We start from the raw sequence: 11,853 nt of genomic DNA on the forward strand, positions 1-11,853 counted from the left end.
TCTGTTTACCTATTTTTTATATTGAATCCTTAAAGGAGTGCGGCACATGTCAAAAGGGCATTCGCTACAAGACCCTTACTTGAATACTTTACGTAAAGAGAAAGTGGGGGTTTCCATCTACCTGGTGAACGGGATCAAACTGCAAGGCACGATCGAGTCGTTCGACCAGTTCGTTATCCTGCTGAAGAACACCGTCAGCCAGATGGTTTACAAACACGCTATCTCTACAGTGGTGCCGGTTCGTCCAATTCGTCTGCCAAGCGCAACCGAATCCGAAGCAGGTGACGCTGAGCCAGGTAACGCCTGATAGGAGTCTCCTTTGTTCTTTGAGCGCCACGGTGGTGGTGAACGAGTCATCCTCGTTCACTTGGATGGACAGGACCCTGAGGCGCGCGAAGATCCGCAGGAGTTTCAGGAACTGGCAAATTCGGCTGGCGCCGAGACCGTTGCGTTTTTTAACGTGCCGCGTCATCGGCCAACCGCCAAATACCTGATTGGCAGCGGCAAGGTCGAGGAACTGCGCGACCTGGTCCACGCCGAAGAAGCCGATCTGGTGATCTTCAATCACGTCCTCACGCCCAGTCAGGAACGTAACCTCGAACGTGTTTTCGAGTGTCGCGTGATCGACCGTACCGGTCTGATTCTCGATATTTTCGCCCAACGCGCCCGTACCCATGAGGGCAAGCTCCAGGTAGAACTGGCCCAGCTTGACCACATGAGCACCCGGCTGGTCCGCGGCTGGACTCACCTTGAGCGTCAGGGTGGCGGTATCGGCATGCGCGGCCCGGGTGAAACCCAGCTCGAAACCGACCGGCGACTGCTGCGGGTACGCCTGCGCCAGATCAAGGGCCGACTGGAAAAAGTGCGCAGCCAGCGCGAACAGTCGCGTCGCGGCCGCTCGCGTGCGGATATCCCTACCGTGTCTCTGGTGGGATATACCAACGCCGGTAAATCCACGCTGTTCAATAACGTGACCAGGTCCGACGTGTACGCTGCTGACCAGCTGTTCGCCACGCTCGACCCGACCCTGCGCCGTCTGGATCTGGACGACCTGGGGCCGATTGTCCTGGCCGACACCGTGGGTTTCATTCGCCATTTGCCGCACAAACTGGTCGAGGCATTTCGGTCTACGCTCGAAGAGTCGAGCAACTCCGACCTGCTGTTGCACGTGATCGATGCGGCCGAACCGGATCGCATGTTGCAGATCGAGCAGGTGATGGTGGTACTGGGCGAGATCGGTGCCCAGGACTTGCCGATCCTCGAGGTCTATAACAAACTCGATTTGCTTGAAGGCGTTGAGCCACAAATCCAGCGCGATGAAAACGGCAAGCCCCAGCGGGTCTGGTTGTCAGCCCGTGATGGCACCGGTCTGGAATTGCTTGAGCAAGCCATTGCCGAATTGCTCGGCAGCGATTTGTTCGTGGGTACCTTGCGTTTGCCTCAGCGGTTTGCGCGTCTGCGTGCACAGTTTTTCGAGTTGGGCGCGGTACAGAAAGAAGAATACGACGAAGAAGGTGTCAGCTTGCTGGCCGTTCGATTGCCACGCTCGGAGCTCAATCGACTGGTCAGTCGTGAAGGCGTTGTGCCGACGGAGTTCATCGAGCAACACACTTTGCAATAAAAGCCTGACAAAGCGGTTGTGCCGCAACGGCAGGCATTCTGTAGCATTGGTCGGCGCGCCGTGGGTGCGTCTTTGCTTTATCAGATGGAGAGCGCTATGGCTTGGAATGAGCCGGGTGGCAACTCGAACAATCAGGATCCTTGGGGTGGCAAGCGTCGCAACAACGGCGACCGCAAGGGACCGCCGGATCTCGACGAGGCCTTCCGAAAGCTGCAGGAAAGCCTGAACGGGTTGTTCGGTGGTGGAAAAAAACGCGGTGATGACGGTGGTGGCTCGGGCAAGAGCGGCGGCTTCGGCGGCCTGCTCGGCATCGGCCTGGTCGTGCTGGCGGCCGTCTGGCTGTACAGCGCGGTGTACGTCGTGGACGAGCAGGAGCAGGCCGTGGTGCTGCGCTTCGGCAAGTACTACGAGACTGTCGGTCCCGGCCTGAACATCTACTTCCCGCCGATCGACAAGAAGTACATGGAGAACGTCACGCGTGAGCGTGCCTACACCAAGCAGGGCCAGATGCTGACCGAAGACGAGAACATCGTCGAAGTGCCGCTGACCGTGCAGTACAAGATCAGCAACCTGCAGGACTTCGTGCTGAACGTCGACCAGCCGGAAATCAGCCTGCAACATGCGACCGACAGTGCGCTGCGCCATGTGGTGGGCTCCACTGCAATGGACCAGGTGCTGACCGAAGGTCGTGAGCTGATGGCCAGCGAGATCAAGGAGCGTCTGCAACGTTTCCTCGATACCTATCGCACCGGTATCACCGTCACCCAGGTCAACGTACAGAGCGCAGCGGCACCGCGTGAAGTGCAGGAAGCCTTCGATGACGTGATCCGCGCCCGTGAAGACGAGCAGCGTTCGCGCAACCAGGCTGAAACCTACGCCAACGGCGTGGTGCCGGAAGCCCGTGGTCAGGCCCAGCGTATCCTTGAAGATGCCAACGGTTACCGTGACGAAACGGTCTCGCGCGCCAAGGGTGAGGCAGATCGTTTCACCAAACTGGTTGCCGAGTATCGCAAGGCGCCCGAGGTCACTCGCCAGCGTCTGTACCTGGACACCATGCAGGAAGTCTTCAGCAGCACCAGCAAGGTGCTCGTGACCGGCAACAAGAACGGCCAGAGCAACCTGCTTTACCTGCCGCTGGACAAGATGATTCAGAACAGCTCGGGCAGCAATGCACCGGTCACCGGTTCGGCTGCCGCCAGTAACAACACGGACGTCACGCCGCATGTCACTGACGTGCCGCAGTCGCGTACAAGGGAGACCCGCTGATGAGCAATAAATCGCTGATCGCCCTGATCGTTGGCGTTTTTGTGGTATTGGTTGGCTGGAACTGCTTCTACATCGTCGCTCAGACCGAGCGCGCGGTGTTGCTGCAATTCGGTCGCGTGGTTCAGGCTGATGTTCAGCCAGGTCTGCATGTGAAGGTTCCTTACGTTAACCAGGTGCGTAAATTCGACGCACGTCTGATGACGCTGGATGCACCGACACAGCGTTTTCTGACGCTGGAAAAGAAAGCCGTGATGGTCGATGCCTACGCCAAGTGGCGCGTGAAAGATGCCGAGCGCTTCTACACCGCAACGTCCGGCCTCAAGCAGATCGCCGACGAGCGTCTGTCCCGTCGACTGGAATCGGGTCTGCGTGACCAGTTCGGTAAGCGCACCCTGCACGAAGTCGTGTCCGGTGAGCGTGATGCACTGATGGCTGACATCACCGCATCGCTGAACAAGATGGCGGAAAAAGAGCTGGGTATCGAAGTGGTCGATGTCCGGGTCAAGGCCATCGATCTGCCGAAAGAAGTGAACCGCAGCGTGTTCGAACGTATGAGCACCGAGCGTGAGCGTGAAGCTCGCGAGCACCGCGCCAAGGGTAACGAGCTGGCCGAAGGCATCCGTGCCGACGCCGATCGTCAACGCCGTGTGCTGCTGGCTGAAGCCTATCGTGAATCCGAAGAGATTCGCGGTGACGGTGATGCCCAGGCCGCTGCGATCTACTCCAAGGCCTACGGCCAGGATCAGGAATTCTACGGTTTCTACCGTAGCCTGCGTGCCTACCGTGAAAGCTTCGCGAACAAATCCGACGTCCTGGTCCTCGACCCAAGCAGCGACTTCTTCCGTTACCTGGAAAAGTCCAAGCCTTGATACGACGTTGACCTGAATCATTCCGCCCGGCGGCTAATATCTCGGGCGGGGTGATCCTTTGGGAAAACGTGTGTATGATGCGGCAGCCGGGAAATTCCCGGCTTTTTTGCGTCTGCACGTTTGATTGCTGTTTTTGTTGCAGAAGATCGGGTTGAATGGCCCGACAGTTTTTCGAGGAAAGTGATGGGCGAAGCCGGTAACAGGCCTTTCGCCGCGTCGTTCATGCGCGTGCGTTTTGAACGGGCCGGTCATTTTCTGCTTCACTCAAGGCTCGCCCTCGGGCTGGCCGCCCGGATCTAAGGGGAATGGCGTAATGGCAACGGTAGACCGCTGGCTGCTGCCAGATGGCATCGAAGAAGTACTGCCACCGGAAGCGGCGCGCATTGAAGTTGCGCGTCGTCAGGTGTTGGATCTGTTCCAGAGCTGGGGTTACGAGTTTGTCGTGACTCCCCATATCGAGTACCTGGAATCCCTGTTGACCGGCGCGGGCCAGGACCTGGATCTGCGTACCTTCAAGGTCATCGACCCGCAATCGGGCCGGCAGATGGGTTTCCGTGCCGACATCACGCCGCAAGTGGCGCGCATCGATGCGCACACCCTGCGTCGCGAAGGCCCGAGCCGTCTGTGCTACGCCGGCAGCGTGCTGCATGCCCAGCCGCGTGCCTTGTCGTCCTCGCGCAGCCCGATCCAGTTGGGCGCCGAGTTGTACGGCGATGCCAGCCCGAGCAGCGACGTCGAAGTCATCAGCCTGATGCTGGCCATGCTGCAACTGGCCGATGTGCCGGACGTGCACATGGACCTCGGGCATGTCGGCATCTATCGCGGTCTGGCCCAGGCGGCTGGCCTTTCGGGTGAAGTCGAGCAGCAGTTGTTCGATGCGTTGCAACGCAAGGCCATCGACGAGGTCATTACCCTGACCGAAGGCCTGCCGGCCGATCTGTCCGGCATGCTGCGTGCGCTGGTCGACCTGTGCGGCGGCCGTGAGGTGCTGAGCGCTGCCCGCGAGCGTCTGGCCAATGCGCCGGCACCGGTACTGGCGGCGCTGGAAGATTTGCTGGCGATCGCCGAGCGTCTGTCGGTGCGCTTCCCGGAGCTGCCGCTGTACTTCGACCTCGGCGAGCTTCGCGGTTATCACTACCACACCGGTGTGGTGTTCGCGGTGTTCGTGCCAGGTGTTGGCCAGTCCATCGCCCAGGGCGGTCGCTACGACGACATCGGCGCCGACTTCGGTCGCGCCCGTCCGGCTACGGGCTTCTCCACCGATTTGAAAACCCTGGTGACCCTGGGGCGTGCTGAGATCGAGCTACCGTCTGGCGGTATCTGGATGCCTGACAGTACGGATGCGGCACTCTGGCAGCAGGTTTGCCAGTTGCGCAGTGAGGGTCAGCGTGTCGTTCAGGCGTTGCCTGGACAACCTTTGGCCGCCGCCCGTGATGCGGACTGCGACCGGCAATTGATCCAGCAGAACGGGCTTTGGCAAGTATCGCCACTGGCTTCTTGAGTTTTCCTGCCGGCTGACGCCGGCACCAAGTTTGCGCGAATGAGGACAAGTGTTATGGGTAAGAATGTCGTAGTCCTGGGCACCCAATGGGGTGATGAGGGCAAAGGCAAGATCGTTGATCTGCTGACCGAACATGCTGCCGCCGTAGTGCGCTACCAGGGTGGCCACAACGCCGGTCACACTCTGGTGATCGACGGTGAAAAAACCGTCTTGCACCTGATCCCGTCGGGCGTGCTGCGCGAAGGCGTGCAGTGCCTGATCGGCAACGGCGTGGTGGTTGCACCTGACGCCCTGCTGCGCGAGATCACCAAGCTGGAAGAGAAAGGCGTACCGGTGCGCGAGCGCCTGCGCATCAGCCCTTCCTGCCCGCTGATCCTGTCCTTCCACGTGGCGCTGGACCAGGCCCGTGAAAAGGCCCGCGGCGAGCTGAAGATCGGTACGACCGGTCGCGGCATCGGCCCGGCTTACGAAGACAAGGTTGCACGTCGCGGTCTGCGTGTCGGCGACCTGCTCAACATGCCGCGCTTTGAAGACAAGCTGCGTGAGCTGGTGGACTACCACAACTTCATGCTGGTCGGTTACTACAAAGAGGCTGCCATCGAGTACGAAAAGACTCTGGCCGAGTGCAAGGAATACGCCGAGCTGCTCAAGCCGCTGATGCTGGACGTGACTGCCGAGCTGCACGACCTGCGTCGCGCCGGCAAAGACATCATGTTCGAAGGCGCCCAGGGTTCGTTGCTCGACATCGACCACGGCACCTACCCGTACGTGACCAGCTCCAACACCACCGCGGGTGGCGTGGCGACCGGTTCGGGCGTTGGTCCGATGTTCCTGGACTACATCCTGGGCATCACCAAGGCTTACACCACTCGCGTAGGTTCGGGCCCATTCCCGACCGAGCTGTTCGACGAAGTCGGTGCGCACCTGGCCAAGCAAGGTCACGAATTCGGCGCTACCACCGGCCGTGCCCGTCGTTGCGGCTGGTTTGACGCCGTTATCCTGCGTCGCGCTATCGATGTGAACAGCATCTCGGGCATCTGCCTGACCAAGCTGGACGTACTCGACGGTCTGGAAACCATCAACATCTGCACCGGCTACAAGGATGCACAAGGCAACGCCGTTGCTCCGACTGACGCTGACAGCTACGTGGGCCTGCAGCCTGTGTACGAAGAAGTGCCAGGCTGGAGCGAGTCGACCGTGGGTGCCAAGACCCTGGAAGAGCTGCCGGCTAACGCTCGTGCCTACATCAAACGCGTTGAAGAGTTGATCGGCGCGCCGATCGACATTATTTCGACGGGGCCGGACCGCAACGAAACCATCGTTCTGCGTCATCCGTTCGCTTGATAAGTCGTTGATGTAAAAAACAAAGGCCCCTTCATCGGGGCCTTTGTCGTTTATGCCTGTTGGACGGCATGACCTTTGCTGTGATTCTGTCTACAAGAGTGCCATCAAATTAATGGCGTCAGACGTAGAGGGATTCAAAGTGTCAGCCGTTCTCTCACTGTTACAAAGCCGTCTGTTGCGGCCCGTGTTCGTTACCCTTGGTATCGCTCTTTTGGTGCAAGTGCTGGTGGCCGTCGCCCTGACGCGGAGCACCGTGACCGCGCTGGAAGCCGATCTCGGCACTCGCCTGGGCGCCGATAGCCAGAAGTTGTCCGGTGAGCTGGAGCAGGCCGGGCGCGAAGTCACGTCGAGTCTCGACAACCTCTCCTCGAGTACCCGTCAGCGTCTTACCGCCGGTCTTTCCTCGCGTCTGAAGGAAGAGCAGGCGCAACTGCGTGCGACGTTGGAAAAAGACCTGAAGGATTCGGCCAATGACATGGCTCAGTTGCTGGCCTCCGTGGCGCCCCGTGCCATGTGGGACAGCGACGTACCGACCCTTTCCGAATTCGCCCGCCGGGCCCAGCGTAATCCCAACGTGCTGTTCGTGGTGTATGACGACGCCACCGGCCAGCATCTGACTCGCTACCTCAACCGCGAAAACCCGATCAACAAGGCCCTTTTGGAAAAGGGTCAGGGCGAGCGGGCGCTGGATAAAGTGCTGGATGCGGCGAAGAACGATCCGTCGGTCTACTACCTTGAAGCTTCGATCAATCCCAATGGCGTGGAAATCGGCAAAGTGCTGATGGGCGTCTCGACCGCCTCGGTTGAAACCGATCTGGCGGCGCTCGATCAGCGCTTCACGGCGTTGATTGCCAGCAGCGATCAACTGGTCGGCGACAGCCTCAAAGGCGCTGCTGCCGACAGTGCCACCGCCATGCAGGCTCGCCTGCAATCGGCGCAGTCCACGGCTGCCGAAATGAAGGCCAACACCACCAGTACCGTACAGGACGCTGCAGCAACTCTGCGCTGGCGTATCGGTATGGGCCTGGCGCTGGTCGGTGCCGGGGTGCTGTTGCTGCTGGCGGTGGTGCTCGGTCATCGAGTGGTCAATCGCCTGAAAATGCTCAACGCTGCCATGGATGATCTGGCAGCCGGCGAGGGCGATCTGACCAAGCGCGTGCAGATCAACAGCAAGGACGAAATCGGCGACATGGCTTCGGCGGTCAATCGCTTTGTGGACAAGTTGCAGCCGATCGTGCGCGAGGCCGGGGATGTGGCTCAGCGCACCGGTGTGGAAATCGGCGCCATGACCCTGCGCAACGCCGGGGCCGACGCAGCGGCCGGGATGCAGCGTGATGAAGTGGCCGAAAGTCTGCGGGCGCTGTCGCAAATGGCCGATGAGGCTCAGTCGGAAAGCCATGCGATGCAGGCGGCGTTGAAGCAGGTGGTCGATATTCGTCAGGCCACTGACGAGAACACTCGCACCTCGGCCAAGGTCGGCAGCCTGATCGAGGCGCTGGCGGGGCAGGTCGACACCGGGGCGAAAGTCATCGAGCGGCTGGCGCAGCAGAGCGAACAGATCGAAGTGGTGCTGACCGTGATTCACGGCATCGCCGAGCAAACCAACCTGTTGGCGCTAAACGCTGCCATCGAAGCGGCCCGGGCCGGCGAGACCGGTCGCGGGTTTGCAGTGGTGGCGGACGAAGTCCGAGCGCTGGCGAGCAAGACCCAAAGCTCCACCGGAGACATTCAAGCGCACATCGTGGCTCTGCAGCAGGGCGCCCGTGAAGCGGTCGAGGCGATCGGTCAGGCCGGGCGTCAGGCCAGCGAAGGTTTGCTGGTGCTGCGTGACAGTGCGCGGTTGCAGCAATCGGTGCAGGCGTCGGTCGAGCAGGTGCATGCGGCGATTGGCCTGGCGACTCAGGCAGCGGCGCATCAGGCGCAAGGCGCGCAGGCTGTGCGGGGGCGCGTCGAAACGATTCATGCCCAGGCCGAGAAAGCCGCACAGGCGGTCGTCGAGACCACGGCCAGCGGCAAGGTGCTGGATGGTCTGGCGGCGCAACTCAAGGCCAGTCTGGGGCAGTTCCGAGCTTGATGTAGCGGGCAAAAAAATCGCAGCTTCGGCTGCGATTTTTTTATCGGCTCAAATACATCCGAGTTGTCAGCAGGTAGACGGGCAATCCCGACACCACAATCAACAACGCCGCATAAGGCGCCGCCGCTGCGAACTCGACATTTGCGGTATGCGCCCAGACTTCAGTCGCCAATGTGTTGAGCCCGGTCGGACTCAGCAGCAATGTAGCCGTCAGTTCTTTCATGGCATCCAGAAACACCAGCGCAAACGCTGCGCCCAGTGCCGGGAAGATGATCGGTAAAGTCACCCGGCAGAACGCCGTGAACGAAGAGGCGCCGAGGGTGCGGGCGGCTTCTTCGAGTTGCGGGGCAGCCTTGTTCAACGCCGTGCGGATCGGCGCCTGAGCCAGCGGCAGAAACAGCAGTGCATACGCAATCAGCAATAGCGCGGAAGTCTGGTACAGCGCCGGCACGTAATGCAGGGCGAAATACACCAGCGTCAACGCGATTACCAATCCCGGCAGGGCGTGCAGCAGATAGGGCAGGCGTTCGGCCCAGATCGCCAGTTGGCCCTTGTAGCGCACCACCAGCAGTCCGACCGGCACCGCCAGCACCAGACACAATCCAGCGCCACCGAGCGAAAGTGCCAATGAGGACAGCAAGGCTTCAGTGATCGCCGCAACCGGGAATGCCGCTGACGATCCCACGGCGAGCCAGTAGGCCAGCATGCCCAGCGGAATCCCGCTGCCGACAATCGCCAGCATCAGGCAATACAGCTGACCGGCAATCGCCCAAGGGCCCAGTCGCACTTGTTCAGCTCGACGCGCCGCACCTTGGCCGGTACGTACATGTCGTCCCTTGCCGCGCACCCGCAACTCCAGCCACAACAGCATCAGGCACAGCGCCAGCAACACTGCCGACAGCATCGCCGCGTTGGCATTGCTGAATTCCAGTTCGAATTGCTGATAGATCGCAGTGGTGAAGGTTTGCAGGCCAATGATCGACAGTGCGCCGAACTCCACGAGCATGTGCAATGCGATCAGCAACGAGCCGGCCAGCAGCGAAGGCCAGAGCAGCGGCAGGGTGACGCGGAAAAACACGCCCCAGCGATTCTGTCCCAGGGTGCGAGCGGACTCCTCAAGAGAAGGATCAAGATTGCGCAGCGTGGCGGCTACCGGTAGGAAGATCAGCGGGTACTTCGACAGGCTCATCACCAGGATCGCCCCGCCGAGTCCTTCGAACTGTGCGCTGAGCGAAACCCAGGTAAAGCTGCTGACGAATGCCGGCACCGCGAACGGCAGGCAAAGAATCACGCCCCACAGCCGTCGCCCCGGCAAGTTGCTGCGCTCCAGCAGCCACGCCAGCGACAGACCGATCACGCCGCAAGTCACGGTCACGCCAACCATCAGCGCCAGCGTGTTGCGCAGCAGGCCGAACACATAGGGGCGCCACAGTAAATGCAGCGCTTCGGTCCAGCCCGCCTGCCAGGCTTTGAGCCCGACGTAGGCCAGCGGCAACAGGCTCATGACCACCAGCAACAACACCGGCAGCACCAGCCAGATCGACGGCCGCTTGCGCCGTGGCACGTAACCCCCGCGTGTAGAGGGGGCGGATAACGATGCGGTCATCAGTTCAGGCCAACTTCACGTTCCAGCTCCAGCGCTTCTTCGGCGTTGCCCAGATCGGCCGGCGTGACGTCCGGCGCTTCCAGTTCGCTGAACGGCTTGAGGCCGCGATCCGATTCCATGCCTTTGTGCAGCGGGTATTCGGCGGTGGTCTGGGTGATCACGCGCTGGCCTTCTTCGCTGGCCATGTAGGCGAGAAATTGCTGGGCTTCTTTTGGATGTTTGCTGGATTTCAGCACCGCTGCGCTGGATACGGTGATCAGGCCGCCGACATCGCCGCCGGTGAAGTAATGCAGTTTGGAATCAAGCTGGCCTTTCTCCCGCTGCAGGGCGAACCAGTAATAGTTGTTCACCAGCACGGTGGCGACTTCGCCGTTTTCCACAGCCTTGAGGGCGACCATGTTGTTGCTGTAGGTCTTGCCGAAGGCACGCAGACCGGTCAGCCATTCTTCGGCGGCTTCGCGACCGTGCTTTTTGATGATGGCGACAGCCTGTTCCTGAAATGCGCCGCTGGTCGGGACGAAGCCGACCTTGCCTTGCCACTGCGGATCGGCGAAATCCAGCACCGATTTCGGCAGGTCTTTTTCGTCGATCAGTTTCGGGTTGAAGGCCACCACGCGAACCCGGGCGGTGACGCCGATCCAGGTGCCGTTGCCGGCGACGTATTTTTTCGGCAGAACGGCCAGGGTCGCATCGTCAGCCTTGGCCAGCAGGCCTTGCTTGCCGAGGTTGTTCAGCGGCGGGGATTCTTCGGTGTAGATGACGTCGGCGGGCGAGCGGTCGCCTTCTTCAATGATCTGGCTGGCCAGCTGGTTGCTGCTGCCCTTGCGCACATTCACGTGAATGCCGGTCTTGGCTTCGAAGGCTTTGGCGATCGCGTCGCCGACTTCCTTGTGTTGACCGTTGTAGAGCGTCAGGGAAACCTTGTCGGCAGCCTGGGTGAGGGGAGTGGCGAGTGCCAGGCCGAGCAGGGTGAAGGTCAAGCCGCGGCGCAGGGTATTTCGAAACATCATTCGCAGGGTTCCTCACTGTCGCATTGCAAAAACTTGCAACAATGATAAACGATATTGTTTCTCAAGTGCGCCTTGCGGGGAGGGGGTGGGTCTGATAGGCGTTGGGATTCAGGTTTTCCAAACCCCGGAAACGCAAAAAACCGCTTTCGCGGGTTTTTGTGAGATTCAAGATCGTGATCTTGAATTTGAATTGGTGCCCAGAAGAAGACTCGAACTTCCACGACCGTAAGGTCACCAGCACCTGAAGCTGGCGTGTCTACCAATTTCACCATCTGGGCTTCATCTTCAGCGTCGCCGCTGTTGATGTGGCGCACTATACGGAGCGCCTTTTGATCTGTAAACCCCTGATTTGATTTTAATAAATCAATTTCAGAAAAAGCGGGGCGCAGAATGCAAAAAACCCGCTTTCGCGGGTTTTTGTGTGAGTCTTGAAACTGATCTAGTCTCAAACTCGAAATTGGTGCCCAGGAGAAGACTCGAACTTCCACGACCGTAAGGTCACCAGCACCTGAAGCTGGCGTGTCTACCAATTTCACCACCTGGGCATCTCGTCAACGTGTGT

Annotated in this window: 9 protein-coding genes and 2 tRNA genes; 7 read left to right on the plus strand and 4 right to left on the minus strand. The window is 60.2% G+C overall.

The genetic code is table 11. From position 1 onward, the window contains the following. Positions 1–46: 46 nt before the first annotated feature. From hfq to ACEN93_RS19565, 7 genes are all read left to right on the plus strand, one after another. A complete protein-coding gene (gene hfq / locus ACEN93_RS19535; RefSeq protein ID WP_007902656.1) occupies positions 47–307 on the plus strand; it encodes an RNA chaperone Hfq in 261 nt (86 codons plus the stop codon). 12 nt (positions 308–319) lie between these two features. Further along, positions 320–1,621, plus strand: coding sequence for a ribosome rescue GTPase HflX (hflX, locus tag ACEN93_RS19540; RefSeq protein WP_039766650.1), 1,302 nt, complete (start codon positions 320–322; stop codon positions 1,619–1,621). A 96-nt stretch (positions 1,622–1,717) separates the two neighbouring features. Next, positions 1,718–2,887, plus strand: a complete 1,170-nt coding sequence (gene hflK / locus ACEN93_RS19545; RefSeq protein WP_039766653.1) for an FtsH protease activity modulator HflK — start codon at positions 1,718–1,720, stop codon at positions 2,885–2,887. Continuing rightward, positions 2,887–3,756 (plus strand): protease modulator HflC, encoded by an 870-nt coding sequence (hflC, locus tag ACEN93_RS19550; protein WP_495610397.1) that lies wholly within the window; start codon positions 2,887–2,889, stop codon positions 3,754–3,756. The genes hflK and hflC overlap by 1 nt, the downstream gene beginning before the upstream one ends. A gap of 313 nt (positions 3,757–4,069) precedes the next feature. Further along, complete coding sequence (locus tag ACEN93_RS19555; RefSeq protein WP_011332186.1) at positions 4,070–5,257, plus strand: ATP phosphoribosyltransferase regulatory subunit; 1,188 nt, start codon at positions 4,070–4,072, stop codon at positions 5,255–5,257. Positions 5,258–5,311: 54 nt separating this feature from the next. Further along, entirely contained in the window at positions 5,312–6,601 is a 1,290-nt protein-coding gene (locus ACEN93_RS19560; RefSeq protein WP_039766659.1) for an adenylosuccinate synthase, read from the plus strand. Between the two features lie 139 nt (positions 6,602–6,740). Then, positions 6,741–8,675 (plus strand): methyl-accepting chemotaxis protein, encoded by a 1,935-nt coding sequence (locus ACEN93_RS19565; RefSeq protein WP_039766777.1) that lies wholly within the window; start codon positions 6,741–6,743, stop codon positions 8,673–8,675. A 40-nt stretch (positions 8,676–8,715) separates the two neighbouring features. On the opposite strand, the gene ACEN93_RS19570 is transcribed toward ACEN93_RS19565, so the two are convergent. The 4 genes from ACEN93_RS19570 to ACEN93_RS19585 all read right to left on the minus strand — a co-directional run bounded on the left by ACEN93_RS19570 (position 8,716) and on the right by ACEN93_RS19585 (position 11,836). Further along, positions 8,716–10,281 carry an ABC transporter permease gene (locus ACEN93_RS19570; protein ID WP_495610398.1) on the minus strand — a complete coding sequence of 522 codons (1,566 nt, stop codon included), beginning with the start codon at positions 10,279–10,281 and terminating at the stop codon, positions 8,716–8,718. Continuing rightward, positions 10,281–11,291, minus strand: coding sequence for an extracellular solute-binding protein (locus ACEN93_RS19575; RefSeq protein ID WP_495610399.1), 1,011 nt, complete (start codon positions 11,289–11,291; stop codon positions 10,281–10,283). The genes ACEN93_RS19570 and ACEN93_RS19575 overlap by 1 nt, the downstream gene beginning before the upstream one ends. Positions 11,292–11,482: 191 nt before the next feature. After that, positions 11,483–11,569, minus strand: a tRNA-Leu gene (locus ACEN93_RS19580). 180 nt (positions 11,570–11,749) lie between these two features. Then, positions 11,750–11,836 (minus strand) — tRNA-Leu (locus ACEN93_RS19585). Positions 11,837–11,853: the final 17 nt, after the last annotated feature.

The organism is Pseudomonas sp. Pseusp21, assembly GCF_059492145.1.

What these genes read in the sequence shown, in the direction of transcription:
- hfq (WP_007902656.1), top strand. Translation starts at nt 47, where the DNA reads ATGTCAAAAGGGCATTCGCTACAAGACCCTTACTTGAATACTTTACGT.
- hflK (WP_039766653.1), top strand. Translation starts at nt 1,718, where the DNA reads ATGGCTTGGAATGAGCCGGGTGGCAACTCGAACAATCAGGATCCTTGG.
- hflC (WP_495610397.1), top strand. Translation starts at nt 2,887, where the DNA reads ATGAGCAATAAATCGCTGATCGCCCTGATCGTTGGCGTTTTTGTGGTA.
- ACEN93_RS19555 (WP_011332186.1), top strand. Translation starts at nt 4,070, where the DNA reads ATGGCAACGGTAGACCGCTGGCTGCTGCCAGATGGCATCGAAGAAGTA.
- ACEN93_RS19560 (WP_039766659.1), top strand. Translation starts at nt 5,312, where the DNA reads ATGGGTAAGAATGTCGTAGTCCTGGGCACCCAATGGGGTGATGAGGGC.
- ACEN93_RS19570 (WP_495610398.1), bottom strand. Translation starts at nt 10,281, where the DNA reads ATGACCGCATCGTTATCCGCCCCCTCTACACGCGGGGGTTACGTGCCA.
- ACEN93_RS19575 (WP_495610399.1), bottom strand. Translation starts at nt 11,291, where the DNA reads ATGATGTTTCGAAATACCCTGCGCCGCGGCTTGACCTTCACCCTGCTC.